Consider the following 19,590-nt stretch of genomic DNA (forward strand, 5'->3'; position numbering starts at 1 on the left):
GCTGACCGTTTCCCCGGGCATGCAACGGGTCAAAACGGCCCCTGCGTCATCACCCGCGTTTCGATGATATTGCGCAGAGCCTCGACCCGTTTCTGATACAGATCGGTCAGACAACCGACCTTGGCGCCGCAGGCCTTGCGGCTTTTCAGGAAGGCCTGCTGCTCGCCGATCAGCGCGTCCCGCCCGCCCATCGGCAGCAGGCGTTTGTCGAGGCTGAACAGCTCGCCCATGGTTACGTCCAGATCGTTCAGCGTGCGGTTGGCGCAGACCGCTTTTTCGTCGGGCGCCTTGGCCTTGGCGCAGTCGAAACTGGCGGCGACTGCCGCATCGGCGGCCAGCAGCAAACCGGCAGCGAATACCGCGCCGATCACCGATGAAATTTCTCGAACTCGCGTCATGTCGTCGTATCCAACGTTGTAGGTCAATGGAGGTATGAAAAATGAAAAGCACCGACGACAGCAAGCCTGCAACCACGCATGACGCGCCACCGCTCGACGCCTCGGGCAAACCGGTCGATGTGGTTCGCCGCGATCTGCAAAACAGCGACGATGACACCAAAGCCGTGGACGAGGTGATTACGCCAACCTCGATCCGTGCCAGGGAGCAGGAGGCCGAGGAGCTCAAGCGTAAGACCGATGCGATCGAACGCAAGGTTGCCGACGGCAATTAGTCCGTCGACCACAGGATAGCGCTGCTCGAATATGCTCGACGGATGTATTGCTTATTGCCAATGAATCCATCCGCTTGCGCATCTCTCATTCATACAAGTAACCGTGTCCGCTCAAAGGCTTGAAGGTCTTGAGCGGATACGCCCTGCTACCCGTCAATCTCCCGCGCACGACCGTTCGGCGTTTTCTCTGGCAGGGCCGCTAAATCGGATCTAGGGTTGCGTGGCTGGCGATATGCCAGCGACCCGCGAACGTCAGACAGACGCTCGCCCGTAGCGGCACTGGAAAAGAAATCAGGGATGGTTTTTGTGCTTGCGGTTCTCCTGCGCTCTAGCCGAGTGCGCAACTGATCCCTGCGTTTCGTTGTGTTCTCTCAAGGACAGAAAGATGAACAACGTACTGGTCAATTCTCCACATCTGCCATTGCGGCAGGCCACGCGCGACGCGCCCCAAGTTCAGCCTGGCGGCTTCGGCTGAGGACTCGCGCGCCAGCGCCGGCCTGTCTGCGCCGACGCTTTGCGCACTGAAAACACCCTTTGATCAGATCCCGACGGATCAGGTTGCTCGCTCGCCGAGAACAGCGCTTGCCGGTGTTCTTGCAGGCTGAGGCTGCCTGCCTGTCAGGTAAGGCGCCCCTTGTCCTCAAGGGGCGGTTTTGCAGCACGGATGAGGAAACCTCGATATGTCCCGCTCAACAGCCAACATCCCGCCTTACGGCGTCGCCATTCAAGGCGCGATCAAGCAAGGCGATGTGCAGCACATGAAGACGTTGTTGCAACAGCGCGACACCAGCAAGCCTGAAGCGCCAGACCTGAAGGACGCGTACGAAAAACTGGCGAAGGAAGTTTCCAGGCACGAAAAGTCCTGAAGCCATCAATCACATTGCAATGGAGGCAATCAACATGTCCGGTTCAACTGAAAATGTCGGCCTGTTCCCGGTGAGCTATCGCATTGGTACCGGGGCGCCCGGTGCGCAGTCGCTGGCACTGCACCTGCTGGTCTCGACGCCCAATACGAAAGTCAACGGCACCGCCGCGATCACCCAGGCAACCCATCCGCCACTCGACGTGCATTCCGACGTGTGGGGTGAATACACCTACCTCACCGTGATGTCACCCGCGACCAGCAAAATCCTGATTACCGCCCAAGGCAATCACGGCGGCCCGGGGTCCAACTCGATCAATAACTTCAATGTGCGTCTGGTGGTCGGCACCGACTGGCGCGAAGGCGTCGCCAACTATCGCTACTTCGATGGTCAACGCTGGCATGAGGTCAACAACGCCCCGGCGCATCTGCAGGAATCGCTGCCTTCACCGTACCACCCGGGCCCGGTGATCATCCCGCACTCACCGATCCTGCCGCTGTACGCCGCGCCGATTCAGAGCGCGATCGCCAGCGGTGACCTGGCGCAGATGAAGAATCTGGCCAAACTCGCCCAGCAGCAACTGGACCAGCAACCGCAACTGCAGAGCGCACTGGAAGCGGCGAAGAAAGAAGTCAGCCGGCTGCAGAGCCGCTGATTCAGGCCACTTGATCCGCCATTCACTTTAGGGAGTAGCACCATGTCGATTGGACTTTTTCACACCCGTCTCAGCATCAGCAATGCCCTGCCCGGCGCACCAGTCCTGACCCTTGATCTGCTGGTCGATACCGCGCACAAACGTGTCAGCGGGATTGCCAGTGTGTTTCAAGCCACCTGGCCGACGGTCAATTACCGGGCACAGGTCTGGGGCAGTTTTTCCGAAACCAAGCTGACGGCCAACGTCGAGAACCACATCATCCTCACCCTCGACGGCGGCCCGAGCGGCCCGCCCAGCCAGATCGCCCAGACGTTCCACCTCAAAGGCATTCTGGGCGGCGACTGGGACAGCGGCTTTGTCGATTATCGCTACGAAGAACAGGGCCAGTGGCACGAAGTGAAGCACGTTGCAGTGCATCAGGCGCCCAACGAGCAGCCGCATCCGGGGCCACATCCGCAGCCGCTGTACGCCGTGGCCGTGCAACAGGCGCAAACCAGTGGCGATCTGGCGCAGCTCAAAACCGTGGTGCAACAGGCCGAGCAGCAAGTGGCGCACGAGGGCGCCTTGCGCAGCGCCCTTGAGCATTTGAAAGCGGAAATCGCGCGACTGGAAGCGCGCTAACCGGCAGGTCCCGGGCGGGATCGCAACGGATCTCGCCCGGGGCTTTTTCAACTGCGGTCCACCCCTTAGTCGCGCGCACAGGACTGTGCGCAAGGATTTCCCATGTCAGACCTGCGCCCCGCCCGTTACCTCAGCGACACCGATCTCAAACGCTACGTGCCGGTGCACGTGGTCTGGGAGATCACCCTGGCCTGCGACTTGAAATGCCTGCATTGCGGCTCCCGCGCAGGGCATCGACGGCCTGACGAACTCAACACCCGCGAATGCCTGGACGTCATCGATTCGCTGGCCGCGCTCGGCACCCGCGAGATCACCCTGATCGGCGGCGAAGCCTATCTGCGCAAGGACTGGACGCAACTGATCAAGGCCATTCACGACCACGGCATGTACTGCGCGATCCAGACCGGCGGACGCAACCTGACGCCGGCGAAGATGCAGGCGGCAGTCGATGCCGGACTCGACGGCGTGGGCATTTCCCTCGACGGCCTCGCTCCGCTGCATGACGCCGTGCGCAACGTACCCGGCTCGTTCGACAAGGCCGTGGATACCCTGCGCCGGGCCAAGGCCGCGGGACTGGCGGTGAGCGTCAACACCCAGATCGGCGCGGCGACCTTGCCGGACTTGCCGGCGCTGATGGACACCATCATCGAACTCGGCGCCACCCACTGGCAGATCCAGATCACCGTGGCCATGGGCAACGCGGTAGATCATCCGGAGTTGCTGCTGCAACCCTATCAACTGCTGGACGTGATGCCGTTGCTGGCGCGCCTGTATCGCGAAGGCGTCGACCGTGGCCTGCTGATGAACGTCGGCAACAACATCGGTTATTACGGCCCGTATGAACACCTGTGGCGCGGCTTCGGTGACGAACGTGTGCACTGGACCGGTTGCGCTGCCGGCCAGACCGTCCTGGCGCTGGAGGCCGACGGCACGGTCAAGGGCTGCCCGTCACTGGCGACCGTCGGTTTCTCCGGCGGCAACGTGCGCAACATGAGCCTGCACGACATCTGGCATTACAGCGAAGGCATGCATTTCGGCCGTTTGCGCTCGGTGGATGATATGTGGGGTTACTGCCGCGGCTGTTATTACAACGATGTCTGTCGCGGCGGTTGCACCTGGACCTCGCATTCGCTGCTCGGCAAACCCGGCAACAACCCCTACTGCCATTACCGTACGCTGGAGCTGCAAAAGCGCGGGCTGCGCGAGCGCATCGTCAAGGTCGAGGAAGCCGCGCAGAAGTCATTTGCAGTCGGGCGTTTCGACCTGATCACCGAACGCATCGACACCGGCGAGAAGGTCAGCAGCGTCAGTGACAGCGGCCAGGTGGTGAAACTGGCGTGGATCAATCAAGGCCAGCAATCGCCGGAGCAAGGCCGGATCGCCCCGCAACTGAGCCTGTGTCGCAGCTGCCTGCAGTACATCTATCCGCACGAGGTGATCTGCCCGCATTGCGACGCCAATGTCGCCGCCGCCGAAGCCGAACACCAGGCCAATCGGGCGCGACAGCAGGCGATCATGAACACGCTGACCGGGCTGTTGGGCATCGCGCCCAGTCACTTGAACTGAGCGCTTGCCGCCCTTGCGGTAGATATTTTCTCTGTCTGTCCCGGGTTTTCCTGTCCGGGACAACCCTCCCCCTGCCCTGCAAGCCGCGGTTTTACTGGGCTTGTCCTTTCTGCTTCAGCAATTTGTATTCACATCCCAGCTTAATAATATTTTACCGATACCCCCCTCCTGCCTAGTCTGACCGCAAGCAAAACGGACAAGCCTGAAGCGATCCGAATCCACTTGCCTTGCCAGGAAGGATGTAGAAATGACCACTGAAATAATAAAAACAGACACGCTCGTCGTGGGGGCCGGACAGGCCGGTGTGGCGATGAGCGAACACCTGAGCAAACTCGGTGTACCGCACTTGGTGCTGGAGCGCAGCCGCATTGCCGAACGCTGGCGCACCGGGCGCTGGGACTCGTTGGTTGCCAACGGTCCGGCGTGGCACGACCGCTTTCCGGGACTGGAATTCGATGACGTCGACCCTGATGGCTTCGCCCATAAAGAACGGGTGGCGGACTACTTCGAAGCCTATGCGAAGAAATTCAATGCGCCGATCCGCACCGGCGTCGAAGTCAAAAGTGTGGTGCGTCATGTCGGCCGTCCGGGTTTCACCGTCGAGACCTCCGAAGGGGTGATCGAGGCCAGCCGCGTCGTGGCGGCAACCGGTCCGTTCCAGCGCCCGGTGATTCCGCCGATCGCGCCGCAAGACCCGCGCCTGCTGCAGATCCACTCCGCAGACTATCGCAACCCGCAGCAACTGCCCGACGGCGCGGTGCTGGTGGTCGGTGCCGGATCGTCAGGCGTGCAGATCGCCGATGAACTGCAGCGCTCCGGCAAGCAGGTGTACCTCTCGGTCGGCGCCCATGACCGTCCGCCGCGTGCCTATCGCAACCGTGATTTCTGCTGGTGGCTGGGGGTGCTCGGCGAGTGGGATCAGGCGGCGATGAAACCCGGTCGCGAACACGTGACCATCGCAGTCAGCGGTGCCCATGGCGGGGGCACCATCGACTTCCGTGGTCTGGCCCATCGCGGCATGACGCTGGTCGGCGTTACCGAGTCGTTCAACAACGGCGTGGTGACCTTCAAGCAGGACCTGGTCGACAACCTCAAGCGCGGCGATGACAACTACCTCGCCCTGCTGGATGCCGCCGATGCCTACATCGAGCGCAACGGCCTCGACCTGCCGCAAGAACCTGAAGCGCGCGAGACCTATCCGGATCCCGAGTGCGTGAAAAATCCGCTGCTTGATCTGGATCTGGCCGAAGCCGGTATCACCTCGATCATTTGGGCCACCGGATTCGCCGTGGATTATTCCTGGCTGCAGGTCGCAGCGTTTGATGACAAGGGCAAACCGGCGCACCAGCGCGGTGTGTCCAGCGAGCCGGGGGTGTATTTCCTCGGGCTGCCATGGCAGTCGCGGCGCGGCTCATCGTTCATCTGGGGCGTGTGGCACGACGCCAAACACGTGGCCGACCACATCGCCACCCAGCGCAAATACCTCGACTACAAGGATGCCGAGCAGCGTGAAGCCGCCCTGCATTCGACTAACAACACGAAAGCCGCCGACACCGTCGACGCCTGATTTTCCTCTTTCGCAGCGGTGCCCGGTGCGCCGCTGAACACCTTGTCTGGAGCTGTACATGAGCAAGCCAACCCACACCCGCATCCGTATGTTCAACACCAAGGACACCTACCCTGACCAGACCCTGGACAACGACCTGTGCCAGGCCGTGCGCGCCGGCAACACCGTGTATGTCCGTGGTCAGGTCGGTACCGATTTCGACGGCAACCTGGTGGGCCTCGGTGATCCGCGTGCACAGGCCGAACAGGCCATGCGCAACGTCAAGCAGTTGCTGGAAGAGGCCGGCAGCGACATGAGCCACATCGTCAAGACCACTACCTACCTGATTGACCCGCGCTACCGCGAACCGGTGTACCAGGAAGTCGGCAAGTGGCTCAAAGGCGTGTTCCCGATTTCCACCGGGTTGGTGGTGTCGGCACTGGGACAACCGCAGTGGCTGATGGAAATTGATGTGGTGGCGGTGATTCCCGAGTAAGTCGACAGACCGAGCCGCGGCTATCGCGAGCAGGCTCACTCCTACAGGGGAATGCATTCCAATTGTGGGAGCGGGCTTGCTCGCGAAGAGGCCCGCAAGGACAACAAATTCCTGGAACGGAGTCAAACCATGACCTTTTCAATCGCAGCCCGTTGCCCCGAAACCGGCCAGTTCGGTGTCGCCATCAGTTCCTCCAGCATCGCCGTCGGCGCGCGCTGCCCGTGGCTGCTGCCGGGTGTCGGTGCGGTGTCGAGCCAGAACATCACCCTGCCGTCCCTCGGCCCGGAAGTCCTCGCACTGATGGAACAGGGCCTGGCGCCCGACGCCGCGCTGGACAAAGTCCTGACCCGCAACGGCTACAGCCAGTACCGGCAGATCACCGCGATCAACCACCTCGGCCAGACCGCACATTTCAGCGGCGCACAAACCCTCGGCGTGCACAACGCGGTCAGCGGCGAACAATGCGTGGCTGCCGGTAACATGCTCGCCGGACGCTCGGTGATCGAGGCGATGGTCAGTGCCTTTGAAGACGGCGAAGGCCAACTGGCCGACCGCTTGCTCAAGGCGTTGCACGCCGCGCAAGCTCTGGGTGGCGAAGCGGGTCCGGTGCATTCGGCAGCCGTGGTGGTGGTTGGCGAGCAAACCTGGCCAATCGTAAATTTGCGCGTCGACTGGGCGGACGAAGACCCGATCGGCCAACTGCAAAAACTCTGGGACGCCTATCAGCCACAGCTGCAGGATTACATCGACCGCGCCCTCGACCCTGCCAAGGCGCCGGGCTATGGCGTTGCCGGTGATGATCGATGAACAGCGTCGAGCTACTCAAGACACTGGTGGGGTTCGACACCACCAGCCGTGAGTCCAACTTGCAGTTGATCGAGTTCGTGGGTGATTACCTCGCCGGATTCGACGTGCCGTGCGCGCTGATCTACAACGACGAGCGCAGCAAGGCCAATCTGTTCGCAACTATAGGCCCGGCCGATCAGCCGGGCATTGTGCTGTCCGGGCACACCGATGTGGTGCCGGTCGACGGCCAGCCGTGGACCGTCCCTCCGTTCCAGCTCAGCGAGCACGACGGCAAGCTGTTCGGGCGCGGCACGGCGGACATGAAGGGCTACATCGCCTGCGTGTTGGCCTTGGTGCCAGCGCTGGTCGCCACGGCGCTGCGCATGCCGGTGCACATCGCGCTGTCCTACGACGAAGAGGTCGGCTGCCTCGGTGTGCGCTCGCTGCTCGCCGAACTGGAGCTGCGCCCGGTCAAACCGCTGCTGTGCATCATCGGTGAACCCACCGAACTGAAACCGGTGCTCGGCCATAAAGGCAAACTGGCGATGCGCTGCGACGTGCACGGTCATCCGTGTCATTCCGCTTACGCGCCACTGGGGGTCAACGCCATCGAGTACGCCGCCGAACTGATCGGCGAGCTGGGGCGCATCGGCCAGCAACTGAAAGCGCCCGAACATCACGACCGTCGTTTCGACCCGCCCTACAGCACGGTGCAGACCGGGGTCATCAGCGGCGGCAAGGCGCTGAACATCGTCCCCGCCGACTGCCGCTTCGACTTCGAAATCCGCGCCCTGCCCTCGCAGGATCCGGTTCTCGTCGCCGAGGCGTTGAAAGCCTACGCTGAACGCGAAGTGCTGCCGCGCATGCGTGCGGTGAGTGACCAAAGTGATATCCGTTTCAGCGCCCTGTCGGCGTATCCGGGGCTGGCCACCGATGCGCAGAGTCAAGCGGCTGAGCTGATTGCGGCGTTCTGCGCTTCACAGGAATTCGGCACGGTGGCGTTCGGCACGGAAGGCGGCCTGTTTGATGCCGTGGGCATTCCCACGGTGGTCTGCGGGCCCGGCAGCATGGATCAAGGCCACAAACCCGATGAGTTCGTCAGCCTTGACCAACTGCAGGCGTGTGATGAAATGCTGCAACGGATGCTCGCGTTCATCCGCTGTTGAAACCTGGTTCGACTGCACTCATGCGTGCAGTCGGGCCAACTCTTCCCGGCAATGATCAACAAACAACTGCACCGGTTTGGTCAGTTGCACCCGGCGCAGCCACGCCGCCGACAATCCCGAGCCGGTCACGGTTTCCGCCAGCGGCACACACACCACTTTCTGCCCGTCGTAGGTGTACTCGCCGAACGGTCGGGTCACCAGAATCGAAAAGCCGAAACCGCGCCCGACCATGCCGCGCACCATCTCGATCGACGGCGAGCTGAAGACGATGTGCGGGGTCAGTCCGCGCTCCTCGAAGATGCTCACGAAGTAGGTGCGGCTCGGCACCACGTCGAGCAGGATCATCGGTTCCAGCACCAGATCGTGCAGCGAGACTTTCGCCTGTTGCGCAAAACGATGGTCGGCTGGCAGCAAGGCGTAAGGCTGCTGCGGTGGCATCAGCGGCGTGGTGTCGATGGTGGTGTCGAGGTCGTGTTCAAAGAGCATTGCCACATCGATGCTGCCGGCAGTCAGTGCCTGCACCAGTTCCTGTTGTTCGCCATCGCGAATACGGATCTCCACCCCCGGCCAGCGCTCCTTGAAACCGGCGATCAGGCGCGGCAGGTACAGCGGCGCCACCGTTTCGAAACAGCCGATATCGATCTGCCCCGAGACCACGTCGTTGTCGGCCAGCGCGTTCTGCTCGAACTCATGCGCCACCCGCAGCAACTCCAGCGCCTTGCGATAGAAACGCGAACCGCTGGGCGTCAGTGAAACGCCCTGGGCGTGATGGCGGATGAACAGCTGCACACCGAAGCTTTCCTCCAGATGCTTGATCGCGGTCGACACCGACGGCTGGGCGATATAGAGCTTGCGCGAGGCTTCGGCGACGCTGCCGCAATCGGCGGTGGTGACGAAGTATTTGAGCTGGCGCAGGTTGTAGGCAGCCATATAAAACCTCTGCAAGTAAGACAACGCTTTTGTGGCGAGGGGACTTATCTGTGGCGAGGGGATTCATTCCCGATGGGGTGCGCAGCAGCCCCTGTTTTTAACGTCAACAGAGGGGCCGCTTCGCGGTCCATCGGGGATGAATCCCCTCACCACAGGACTATGTAAATCCAGAAAAGAGTGAAGCCTGAACATACCGGAGCTACGCGTCACCCTGGGCATATATTTTTTAAGGTCTGAAACAACAAACTTACTAATTTATCTATCCCCGGCCTTTGCACATGATCGCTTCAACAAGAAATGCGCCGTCCGTGTCGGCGCTTACCGAAGTACGTCCACGTACTCATCCTTGCCTTGGAGTTCGTCATGTCCACCTCTGCAACAACGTCCGCCCCGCTCATTGAAAAACACACGATAGGATACGTGCCCCCCGAAGATCGCCACGGAAAGGTCAGGGATCTGTTCACGCTGTGGTTCGGCGGCAACATTGCGCCGTTGCCCATCGTCACCGGCGCGCTGGGCGTGCAGTTGTTCCACTTGAATCTGGTCTGGGGCATCGTCGCCATTCTGGTCGGCCACCTGGTCGGCGGCGTGCTGATGGCGCTGCACTCGGCGCAAGGCCCGCAGATGGGTATTCCGCAGATGATCCAGAGCCGCGCGCAGTTCGGCTCGCTCGGCGCCCTGCTGGTGGTGCTGATTGCCGGCGTCATGTACATCGGCTTCTTCGCCTCCAACATCGTGCTGGCCGGCAAGTCGCTGCATGGCGTGGTCGATAGCGTGCCGGTGCCGGTCGGCATCGTCGTCGGTGCGCTTGGATCAGGGATCATCGGCATCATCGGCTACCGCTTCATCCACGTGCTCAACCGCATCGGCACCTGGGTGCTGGGGATCGGCATCGTCGTCGGTTTCGGTTACATCTTCACCCATGTTCAAACCGATGATTTCCTCACCCGGGGCAACTTCAACCTCTCCGGCTGGCTCGCCACCGTGTCGCTGGCCGCGCTGTGGCAGATCGCGTTTGCGCCTTACGTGTCCGACTATTCGCGTTATTTGCCGGCCGACGTCAAAGTCTCGTCGACGTTCTGGACGACGTATCTGGGTTCGGCGCTGGGCTCGAGTCTGGCGTTCATCTTCGGTGCCGTCGCCGTGCTGGCGACACCCGTGGGCATGGACACCATGGACGCGGTAAAAATGGCCACCGGCTCGATCGGTCCACTGATGCTGGTGCTGTTCCTGCTCAGCGTGATCAGCCACAACGCCCTCAATCTGTACGGCGCGGTGCTGTCGCTGATCACCCTGGTGCAGACCTTCGCCTACCGCTGGATCCCCACCGCCAAAAGCCGCGCGGTGATCTCGATCATCGTCCTGCTGGCCTGCTGCTTTGCCGCCGTCGGTGCTTCGAAGGACTTCATCGGCCACTTCGTCGACATGGTGCTGGTGCTGCTGGTAGTGCTGGTGCCGTGGACCGCGATCAACCTGATCGACTTCTACGCCATTCACAAAGGCCAGTACGACATCCAGTCGATCTTCCAGGTCGACGGCGGCATCTATGGCCGCTACAACCCGCAGGCGCTGCTGGCCTACGCGATCGGCATCGCGGTGCAGATCCCGTTCATGAACACGCCGCTGTATGTCGGCCCGATCTCGGCACACATCGACGGTGCGGATCTGTCGTGGCTGGTGGGCCTGCTGGTGACCTCGCCGCTGTACTTCTGGCTGGCCAATCGTGACAGCGCCTATCGTCGGCGGATGACTGGCGGGAAACTGCTGGGCAGTCTGTGACAGTGTCCCGATGACAAAAGAAGGCCCGCCGTGCGCGGGCCTTCTGCATTGCAGTGTGGTATTTGTTGAGGTCCGACAGGCATCCACGAGACAGGGAATCCCATGCTGCGAATACTGGGCAAGGCGTCATCGATCAACGTGCGCAAAGTGCTGTGGACCTGCGCCGAACTGCAGATTCCGTTCGCACGTGAGGATTGGGGCTCGGGCTTCAAACCCACCGACACGCCCGAGTTTCTCGCCCTCAACCCTTGCGCCATGGTGCCGGTGATTCAGGATGGCGATTTCACCTTGTGGGAATCGAACACGATCATTCGTTATCTGGCGGGCGCCTATGGCGGCGCAGACCTCTACCCCGCCGAGCCGCGAGCCCGGGCGCGGGTCGATCAGTGGATCGACTGGCAGGCGTCGGAGCTGAACCGCTCGTGGTCGTATGCGTTTGTCTCACTGGTGCGCCAATCACCGGATCATCAGGACAGCGCTGCTTTGGCTAACGGCATCGCGCAATGGTCAAACACCATGGCAATCCTCGACCGGCAGTTGCAGAAGACCGGTGCCTATGTCAGCGGCGAGCAGCTCTCTCTCGCCGACATTCCCATCGGACTGTCGGTGAATCGCTGGTATGAAACGCCGCTCGCGCATCCGGACTATCCCGCTGTCAGGACGTACTACGAGCGACTGAGTCGACGCGAAGGCTTCCGGCTCTACGGCAGAAACGGTACGCCGTGACGAAAAAAAACCTCTGATTTCCCGCTTGTGGAATCAGAGGTTTTTATCGACCTGAACAGCAGATCAGGCAGGCACGCCCAGAATGATATGCGACGCCTTGATCACCGCCGTGGCGCTGACACCCTTGGCCAGACCGAGCTCGGCAACGGCATCACGGGTGACGATCGAATAGACCTTCGAACCGCCGGCCAGCTCGATCACCACTTCAGCATTGACCGCGCCGTCAGTCACGCTCAGCACTTTGCCTTCCAGGCAGTTGCGTGCCGACAGGCGAATGTCGCTGGATTCAGTCATCAGCATCACCCACGGCGCTTTGACCAGCGCTACGGCTTCTTTGCCAACGGCAATGCCGAGATTCTTGATGCTTTCCATGGTCACGACGGCAACCAGTTGCTCGCCCCCGGCCAGAGTCAGAACCACTTCGGCGTTGACCGCACCGGCTTGAACCTGACTGACTTGACCTTTGAATACGTTGCGTGCGCTGACTTTCATGACGGGCTTCCTTTTTTTGACTTTAGAGTTAGGAAAAACGGCCTGCATCATCGGAGTAAGCGCTATGTAGAAACAACTATAGCGCTGCGCTTTGTTGTCACGCTTGAGAGCTGCCGAACAACCATAGATCAGATCAGCAGATCTTCATAAAACGCACCGAACGGCCGTTGCGGGTGGGCGATCTGGATTTCCAGAATCCACACACCGGCATGCGGCGCCTGGTCGAAATCGCCGAGATTGCCGCCCTTGTATATCGCGTGAGGAAAATCGCTGACCCGGTGGCCCTTGATGTCGAGATGCAGCACCCAGCCCATGGCACTGGCCTGATCGGTGGCATAGCGGTACAGCTCGACCCCGGACACGCCTTGACGCCAGAACGCCTCGACCCGCTCAAACAGCTCTTTGGCCGCTGCGGCACACGCGATCATTTCCGGGTCGGAACCGGTGGTGAACGTCGCGCCGGCATCACCCTCGTGCCCTTTCCAGACCACGCCCATGTCGATCAGGAAAATGTCGTTTTCACCCAGCACCGGATCGCCATCGGAGCGTTGCTTGAAGGTCTTCAGGGTGTTGGCGCCAAAACGGATCAGCAGCGGATGCCAGATGCGGTCCATGCCCAGTTCAGCGAGGATCTGCTTGCCCTGCTCCTGCGCTTCGGATTCACGCATGCCGGGCTTGATCACCTTGGCGATGGCGTCGACGGCTTGCCAGGTCAGGTGTTGCGCGTGACGCATCGTTTCCAGCACAAACCGCTCGCCGACGGCTTCTTTACCGCTTAGGGCTGCACTCATTTCCTTGTTCCTCATGGCTACGCTGTATAGTTTTTTATATTGCGAAACGCGGATAAAGATACAACCATGACACAACGTGTCAATTACTCTTCTGCGCGCACCACCCCACGTTCTTCCAGCAAGCGCACAAACATGCTCAAGCTACGCGACACCGTGCCCCGTCGCCACACCAGCCACGTCGTCAGATAACGAAAATCCGCCGCCAGTGGCCAGACACTGACCGTAGCGCTGCCGGGCATGCTCTGCAGCATCTTGCGTGGCATCAGCGCCAGCCCGGCCCCGGCACTGACGCAAGCGAGCATGCCGTGATACGACTCCATCTCGAAGATCTTGCCCGGCACGGCAGCGTCGGTGCTGAACCATTTTTCGAAGTGGTGACGGTAGGAACAGTTGGAGCGGAACGCATAAATGTTTTCGCCATTCACATCTGCCGCGCGCTGCACCGGGGCGTGATTGAGCGGCGCGATGATGACCATTTCTTCCTCGAACGCCGGCACGCCTTCGAGGGCCGGGTGCAGCACCGGGCCATCGACGAACGCCGCTGCCAAGCGCCCGGAGAGCACGCCGTCGATCATCGTCCCGGACGGGCCGGTCGACAGGTCCAGGTCGACTTTGGGGTGCAACTGGTTGTACGCCGCCAGCAGTTCGGGAATACGCACCGCCGCCGTGCTTTCCAGCGATCCCAGAGGGAATGCGCCCTGCGGCTCTTCCCCCGCCACGGTGGCCCGGGCTTCCTGCACCAGGTCGAGAATGCGCCGGGCGTATTCAAGAAAGCTCCAGCCGGCCGGCGACAAGCGCAGACGGCTTTTCTCGCGGATGAACAAATCGACGCCCAGATCCTGCTCCAGCTGTTTGATCCGCGTGGTCAGGTTCGACGGCACGCGATGGATCTGCGCCGCGGCGGCGCTGATGCTGCCGTGCTCGGCAACGGCCTTGAAGATTTCCAGCTGCACCAGATCCACAGTCATTCTCCAATCGTGAAAGAAACGATCTTTATTATTCAGTTTCCAGAAAACAAACACCACCCTACTCTAGGCCCATCCACTGAACTCGCAGGAGCCAGCCATGAGCCCGATTTCCAGCCAGACCCACGCCATCTCGATCAACCCCGCCACCGGCGAGCAGATCGGTCACTACGCCTTTGAATCCGCTGACGCTCTCGACGCCGCGCTGACCCGCGCCGCGTTCGGTTTCTCGAAGTGGAAACGCAAGCCGCTGCAAGACCGCTCCCGCGCCCTGACTGCACTGGCCGGTGCGCTGCGTGACAGCGCCGAAGCCATGGCGACCATGATTACTCTGGAAATGGGCAAACCGATCGCCCAGGCCCGTGGTGAAATCGAAAAATGCGCCAAGCTCTGCGAGTGGTACGCCGAAAATGGTCCGGCCATGCTCGACGCCGAGCCGACCCAGGTTGAAGGCGGCAAAGCACGCATCGAGTACCGTCCGCTTGGCCCGATCCTCGCGGTGATGCCGTGGAACTTTCCGATCTGGCAAGTGCTGCGCGGTGCAGTGCCGGCGCTGATTGCCGGCAACACCTACGTGCTCAAGCATGCGCCGAACGTGATGGGCAGCGCCTACCTGCTGCGTGATGCCTTCAAGCACGCCGGTTTCGCCGATGGCGTATTTGAAGTGATCAACGTCACCCCGCAAGGCGTTTCGACCGCCATCGCTGACCCGCGCATCGCCGCCGTGACCCTGACTGGCAGCGTCCGCGCCGGCATGGCCATCGGCGCCCAAGCGGGTGCTGCGCTGAAGAAATGTGTACTGGAACTGGGTGGTTCCGACCCGTTCATTGTGCTCAACGACGCTGACCTCGATGAAGCCGTTCAAGCCGCCGTTATCGGTCGTTACCAGAACTCCGGCCAGGTGTGCGCCGCCGCCAAGCGCCTGATCATCGAAGAAGGTGTGGTCGAGGAATTCACCCGCAAATTCGTCGAGGCCACGCGCAAGCTGAAGGTCGGCGATCCACTGTCCGCTGACACCTACATCGGCCCGATGGCGCGTTTCGATCTGCGTGACGAACTCGATCAGCAAGTGCGCGACACCCTCGAAGAAGGCGCCACCCTGCTGCTCGGCGGCGGCAAGGCCCAAGGCCCGGGTAACTACTATGAGCCGACCGTGCTGGCCGACGTTACCGACCGCATGACCTCGTTCAAACAGGAACTGTTCGGCCCGGTGGCGTCGATCATCACCGCCCGCGATTGCGCCCACGCCATCGCCCTGGCCAACGACAGCGACTTCGGCCTGACCGCGACGATCTACACCGCCAACGTGCAACTGGCCCAGCAACTGACCAGCGAACTGGAAACCGGCGGCGTGTTCATCAACGGCTACTCCGCCAGCGACCCGCGCGTGACCTTCGGCGGCGTGAAGAAAAGCGGTTTCGGCCGTGAACTGTCGCACTTCGGCGTACGCGAGTTCTGCAACGCGCAGACGGTGTGGCTGGATCGCAAATAACCCGGGACATCAGCTTCCGCAGCGCCTACAGGTTGGGAGCCTGACAACGACCTTGCGAGCGACACCGAAATCTGTGGGAGCGAGCTTGCTCGCGAATGCGGTGGATCAGTCACTTTTGCAGTGATAGACCTTCCCTCTTCGCGAGCAAGCCCGCTCCCACTGTGGTCTGGCGTCAAGCCGTTGCCTGTTGCGACTCTGTGACCGTTCGGTTCTTGCTCAACAGCGCGAGCACCACCGCCGCCGAGACCAGGGTGATCACGGTGAGGATGTGCAGCAGGTACTGAAACGCCGAAGCATAACCCTGCACCAGACGCTCATTGGCCAGCCCCGCAAGCGTGTTGATCGCATGCGCCATGTCCCCCGTGGTGACCCGGTGCGCGGTCTCGGCAATCAGCGCCGCATCGACACTGCCTGCCACTGCCCCCCTCAGATCGGTATTCAGCAGCGAAGTCAGCACTGCGGCCACAACCGCCAGCGCAATGCCCTCACCCGCCACTCGCACGGTATTGAAGATCCCCGCCGCCATCCCCGCGCGCTCTTTCGGTACGACGCTGACCGACAGACCATCCATCAACCCCCAAGGCAAACCGGTGCCAATCCCGACCAACACCATCGCAATGACCAAGGCCAATTTCGGCTCGCCGACGTCGTACAGGCTCACCCCGTGCAACCCCAATGCAGCGATCAGAAAACCAATCCCCGACAAGATCCCCGCCGAGACAAAACGGGTCATCGACGCCGCCAGCATCGGTACCACCAGCATTGGCGCCGACAGCGCCAGCAACAACAGGCCGGCGTCGATTTCGCTCAAGCCTTCCACGCCGATAAAGCGCAATGGCAACATCACCACCAGCACGATGTAGCAAAAGCAGGTGCCGATCGGCAGCATCTGTACGCCAATGAAGCGCGGAAAACGAAACAGGGTCAGATCGAGCATCGGGTGTTTGACGCGCATTTCGATCGTCACGAACAACGCCAGCAACAATGCCGAAGCACTCAGCAGACCGACCACCAGCGGACTGCCCCAACCGCTTTCCGGGGCCTGAATCACGCCGAAGGTGAACAACGCCAGCATCGCGCTGAAGGTGATCGTGCCCGGCCAATCCAGCCCCATGGCATCCGGGTTGCGGCTTTCGCGCATGCGTGGCAGGCCGAAGACCATGGCGATCACGCCGATCAGCGCGGTGAAGAGGAAAATCGCCCGCCAGTTGAGCGCCTCGATCAACGCGCCCGCCACCAACGGCCCGAATGCCAGGCCGATGCCGAATGTGGTGCCGAGCACGCTGTACGCACGGGTCCGCGCATGGCCTTCGAACTCCTGCGCCAACGACGCTGAACCGCTGGCCAACGCCGCAGCACCGGCCACGCCCTGCACCGCACGCAGCCCATCCAGCCAGTACACCGAGGGTGCCAGGCTCTGGGCAATCGATGCTGCGGTGAACAGCAACATGCCGAAGGTGAACAGGCGTTTACGCCCATAGACATCGGCCAGTGCCCCCGCCGCCATCAGCAGACTGCCGAACGACAACATAAACGCATTGGTGATCCAGGTCAGGGCAACGGGGCTGCCGCCCAGATCACGGCCAATGGCGGGCGTCGCCACCGCGCCACCGGTGAAACTCAAGGGAAGTACCAGTGCCGACAGGCAGACGGCCGCGAGAATCAGCAGCTTGTTACGCGCTCCTTGCGATTGAGCGACAGTTGTCATGAACTCATCCTTTATAAAAAATTGCCAGGCTGCGACTTTAAGGCCGTGCTACTGATGTGATAATCCCAACAATTTTTCATGACTTTGTGAAAGGTATTCACAGATGAAATCACCCTCAGCAGCAGACCTCTCCGTATTCCTCTGTACGGCACAACACTTGAATTTCAGCAAAGCCGCCGTCGAACTTGGCCTCACACCCTCAGCCCTGAGCCATTCGGTAAAGGCACTGGAGAATCGCCTCGGGGTGCGCCTGTTCAATCGCACCACCCGCAGCGTGGCGTTGACCGAGGCCGGCGAGCGCCTGTACACGCGGTTGAAACCGGCGTTCCGCGACATCGACGACGCACTGGAAGACCTCAATCATTTTCGCGACAAACCCACGGGCAACCTGCGCATCACCTGCGGACGCCAGGCGTGCGAACTGGTATTACTGCCGATTGCCAGCGAGTTCTTGCAGGCGTATCCGGACATTCGAATGGAAGTGGTCGAAAGCGAGGCATTGCTGGATATCGTCGCCGGCGGATTTGATGCGGGTGTGCGCTTTGGCGATCGACTGGAGGCCGACATGGTCTCGCTGCCGATTGGCCGGGCAATGCGTTCGGTGGTGGTCGCTTCGCCGGCATTCCTTGAACGCCATCCTGCGCCGCAAAAACCCGAGGATCTGCACGACTTGCCGTGCCTTCGCCACCGCTACCCCAGTGGCACGCTGTATCGCTGGGAGTTCGAACGTGACGGCATTGCCCGGGAAATCGAGGTCAGCGGACCACTGACCCTGGGCGACGTCAGCCTGATGGTCGGCCCCGCGCTGCAAGGCCTGGGATTGGCGTATGTGTTCGATGACATGGTCAGCGAACACTTGGCGTCGGGGCGTCTGATTCAGGTTTTGGCCGACTGGTGCCCTTACTATCCGGGGCTGCATCTGTACTACCCGAGCCGGCGCCATGTACCGGCACCGCTCAAGGCTTTTATCGACTTCGCGCGCGAGCGCAGTGGCCACTAGGGCTTACAGATATTTCAGCCAGGCGATGTCGCGACGCCGCGATTTCAGCGCGGAAAACCAGCGCACCGCCGGGTACAGCGCCAGCGCCAACAGCACCGATACCAGCCATATCGCCGCTACTGAATCGAAGCCGAAATAGCTACCGTGGTTAAGGCCGAACAGCCCCACGATGATCAGATACAGCACCTTCAGCACATACAGGTGCAGCAGATAGAAAAACATCGGCGCCGAACCGAAAACGCACAGCCAGCGAATCCAGCGACGTGCCTGCACCCGCTCAAACACCCGCAACAGCAGCAGTCCCACACTCAACGTCAGGGTGATGAACAGCAGCGATGGTGGGTACTTGGTGATGTTGAAAAAGGACATCAGCGTTTGCACGGTCGTGTCGTGCAACGCCCAAGGCTTATCGCCGTAACCGTTGAGCAGCCGCAGCCCCACAAAACCCAGCAGACCGCCGACACCCCCCAGCAACAGACACTGCTGACGAATCCCCGCATCGGCCACGCGGGCGAACCACGGGCCCAGCGCATAACCCAAGCCGATCACACCGATCCACGGTAACAGCGGATACGAGGTGCGTAAGCGCAAGCTGTCACCGGCCTCGATCCAGCCGCGGTCATGCAGGATCGCCCACGGCACATGCAGTGCCGACTCCGGCGCAAAATGTAGCCCATCGAGCAGGTTATGCCCGGCAATGATCGCCAGGCTCAGCGTCAGCAATAGCCAGCGCGGCAGCCAGACCAGCAGCGACAACGCGATCATGCTCAGGCCAATCGCCCAGATTACCTGCAGATAGATCGCGCTCGGCGGCAACTGAAACGTCCACGCGAAGTTCACCAAGGTGAATTCCAGCACCACCAGAAACAGCCCGCGCTTGAATAGAAAGGCACTCACGTCGGTCTTGCCCGCGTACTTCTCGCCAAACAGCCACGCGGACAGCCCGGTCAGAAACACGAACACCGGCGCGCACAGATGCGCCAGCGTCCGGCTGAAAAACAACGCCGGCTCGGTGTTGGCAATGTCCATCGGGTCGCCGACCTGACGGTGCAGGAGAAACGTCTCACGCACATGGTCCAGCAGCATGAACAGGATCACCAGACCTCTTGACGCATCAATGGACAGCAGGCGACCGGTCGGCGCCGGGGGGGTGCGAGCAAACGCAATCGTCATGGACATTTCGCCATCGAAAGGATGAGCTGGAGTGGGTGCAACTGCACGCCACCCGGAAAAATTCGCGTTACTCTATAACATTATCGATCGAAGCCCAAGCCAAACGCTACTGGTTCTCAAAAATGAAGCTTGCGCCGTCATTTGCCCAATCACGTCAGGCTTCTA

Annotated in this window: 20 protein-coding genes; 13 read left to right on the forward strand and 7 right to left on the reverse strand. The window is 61.3% G+C overall.

Translation table 11 applies throughout. From position 1 onward, the window contains the following. Positions 1-29 precede the first annotated feature (29 nt). Positions 30-398 carry a lysozyme inhibitor LprI family protein gene (locus PseAD21_RS19840; RefSeq protein ID WP_102357249.1) on the reverse strand — a complete coding sequence of 123 codons (369 nt, stop codon included), beginning with the start codon at positions 396-398 and terminating at the stop codon, positions 30-32. Positions 399-439: 41 nt separating this feature from the next. On the opposite strand from PseAD21_RS19840, the gene PseAD21_RS19845 reads away from it, so the two are divergent. The 9 genes from PseAD21_RS19845 to argE all read left to right on the forward strand — a co-directional run bounded on the left by PseAD21_RS19845 (position 440) and on the right by argE (position 8,369). Continuing rightward, a complete protein-coding gene (locus tag PseAD21_RS19845; RefSeq protein ID WP_102357251.1) occupies positions 440-670 on the forward strand; it encodes a hypothetical protein in 231 nt (76 codons plus the stop codon). Positions 671-1,350: 680 nt separating this feature from the next. Continuing rightward, entirely contained in the window at positions 1,351-1,536 is a 186-nt protein-coding gene (locus PseAD21_RS19850) for a DUF1843 domain-containing protein (RefSeq protein ID WP_102357252.1), read from the forward strand. Between the two features lie 34 nt (positions 1,537-1,570). Further along, complete coding sequence (locus PseAD21_RS19855; RefSeq protein ID WP_102357254.1) at positions 1,571-2,188, forward strand: DUF1842 domain-containing protein; 618 nt, start codon at positions 1,571-1,573, stop codon at positions 2,186-2,188. A gap of 42 nt (positions 2,189-2,230) precedes the next feature. Then, complete coding sequence (locus tag PseAD21_RS19860) at positions 2,231-2,809, forward strand: DUF1842 domain-containing protein (protein ID WP_102357256.1); 579 nt, start codon at positions 2,231-2,233, stop codon at positions 2,807-2,809. A 102-nt stretch (positions 2,810-2,911) separates the two neighbouring features. Continuing rightward, positions 2,912-4,375: a GDL motif peptide-associated radical SAM/SPASM maturase gene (locus PseAD21_RS19865; RefSeq protein ID WP_102357257.1), complete on the forward strand. Its 1,464-nt coding sequence runs from the start codon at positions 2,912-2,914 to the stop codon at positions 4,373-4,375. Positions 4,376-4,622: 247 nt separating this feature from the next. Beyond that, the gene (locus PseAD21_RS19870) at positions 4,623-5,942 is read left to right on the forward strand and encodes an NAD(P)/FAD-dependent oxidoreductase (RefSeq protein ID WP_102357259.1); all 1,320 of its coding nucleotides are present in this window, start codon (positions 4,623-4,625) and stop codon (positions 5,940-5,942) included. Between the two features lie 58 nt (positions 5,943-6,000). Beyond that, on the forward strand, positions 6,001-6,417 hold the full coding sequence (locus PseAD21_RS19875) for a RidA family protein (protein WP_102357261.1): 417 nt from the start codon (positions 6,001-6,003) through the stop codon (positions 6,415-6,417). Between the two features lie 129 nt (positions 6,418-6,546). Beyond that, positions 6,547-7,224 (forward strand): DUF1028 domain-containing protein, encoded by a 678-nt coding sequence (locus PseAD21_RS19880; RefSeq protein ID WP_102357262.1) that lies wholly within the window; start codon positions 6,547-6,549, stop codon positions 7,222-7,224. Continuing rightward, positions 7,221-8,369, forward strand: coding sequence for an acetylornithine deacetylase (argE, locus tag PseAD21_RS19885; RefSeq protein ID WP_102357264.1), 1,149 nt, complete (start codon positions 7,221-7,223; stop codon positions 8,367-8,369). Before PseAD21_RS19880 ends, argE begins: the two co-directional genes overlap by 4 nt. Before the next feature lie 18 nt (positions 8,370-8,387). Here argE and PseAD21_RS19890 read toward each other — a convergent pair whose 3' ends face one another. Continuing rightward, positions 8,388-9,299 carry a LysR family transcriptional regulator gene (locus PseAD21_RS19890; RefSeq protein WP_102357265.1) on the reverse strand — a complete coding sequence of 304 codons (912 nt, stop codon included), beginning with the start codon at positions 9,297-9,299 and terminating at the stop codon, positions 8,388-8,390. A gap of 363 nt (positions 9,300-9,662) precedes the next feature. Here PseAD21_RS19890 and PseAD21_RS19895 point away from each other — a divergent pair, with 363 nt between their 5' ends. Together PseAD21_RS19895 and PseAD21_RS19900 are read left to right on the forward strand one after the other, a co-directional pair. Beyond that, positions 9,663-11,078 (forward strand): cytosine permease, encoded by a 1,416-nt coding sequence (locus tag PseAD21_RS19895; RefSeq protein WP_102357267.1) that lies wholly within the window; start codon positions 9,663-9,665, stop codon positions 11,076-11,078. Positions 11,079-11,180: 102 nt separating this feature from the next. Continuing rightward, on the forward strand, positions 11,181-11,804 hold the full coding sequence (locus PseAD21_RS19900) for a glutathione S-transferase family protein (protein ID WP_102357268.1): 624 nt from the start codon (positions 11,181-11,183) through the stop codon (positions 11,802-11,804). A gap of 63 nt (positions 11,805-11,867) precedes the next feature. Here the strand turns inward: PseAD21_RS19900 and PseAD21_RS19905 are convergent, their stop codons facing one another. The 3 genes from PseAD21_RS19905 to PseAD21_RS19915 all read right to left on the reverse strand — a co-directional run bounded on the left by PseAD21_RS19905 (position 11,868) and on the right by PseAD21_RS19915 (position 14,049). Next, entirely contained in the window at positions 11,868-12,296 is a 429-nt protein-coding gene (locus PseAD21_RS19905; protein ID WP_025111546.1) for a molybdopterin-binding protein, read from the reverse strand. 128 nt (positions 12,297-12,424) lie between these two features. Beyond that, on the reverse strand, positions 12,425-13,087 hold the full coding sequence (locus PseAD21_RS19910) for a M24 family metallopeptidase (protein ID WP_102357270.1): 663 nt from the start codon (positions 13,085-13,087) through the stop codon (positions 12,425-12,427). 83 nt (positions 13,088-13,170) lie between these two features. Then, on the reverse strand, positions 13,171-14,049 hold the full coding sequence (locus tag PseAD21_RS19915) for a LysR family transcriptional regulator (RefSeq protein ID WP_047598437.1): 879 nt from the start codon (positions 14,047-14,049) through the stop codon (positions 13,171-13,173). A 103-nt stretch (positions 14,050-14,152) separates the two neighbouring features. Between PseAD21_RS19915 and PseAD21_RS19920 the strand changes: the two genes are divergently transcribed. Continuing rightward, positions 14,153-15,544, forward strand: a complete 1,392-nt coding sequence (locus PseAD21_RS19920; RefSeq protein WP_102357271.1) for an aldehyde dehydrogenase family protein — start codon at positions 14,153-14,155, stop codon at positions 15,542-15,544. A 172-nt stretch (positions 15,545-15,716) separates the two neighbouring features. Here the strand turns inward: PseAD21_RS19920 and PseAD21_RS19925 are convergent, their stop codons facing one another. Next, positions 15,717-17,252: an MFS transporter gene (locus PseAD21_RS19925; RefSeq protein ID WP_102357273.1), complete on the reverse strand. Its 1,536-nt coding sequence runs from the start codon at positions 17,250-17,252 to the stop codon at positions 15,717-15,719. Positions 17,253-17,355: 103 nt separating this feature from the next. Between PseAD21_RS19925 and PseAD21_RS19930 the strand changes: the two genes are divergently transcribed. Further along, a complete protein-coding gene (locus PseAD21_RS19930; RefSeq protein WP_102357274.1) occupies positions 17,356-18,252 on the forward strand; it encodes a LysR family transcriptional regulator in 897 nt (298 codons plus the stop codon). A gap of 3 nt (positions 18,253-18,255) precedes the next feature. On the opposite strand, the gene PseAD21_RS19935 is transcribed toward PseAD21_RS19930, so the two are convergent. Then, a complete protein-coding gene (locus PseAD21_RS19935; protein WP_102357276.1) occupies positions 18,256-19,425 on the reverse strand; it encodes a DUF1624 domain-containing protein in 1,170 nt (389 codons plus the stop codon). Positions 19,426-19,590 lie beyond the last annotated feature (165 nt).

Source organism: Pseudomonas sp. AD21, assembly GCF_002878485.1.
Classification (GTDB): Bacteria; Pseudomonadota; Gammaproteobacteria; order Pseudomonadales; family Pseudomonadaceae; genus Aquipseudomonas.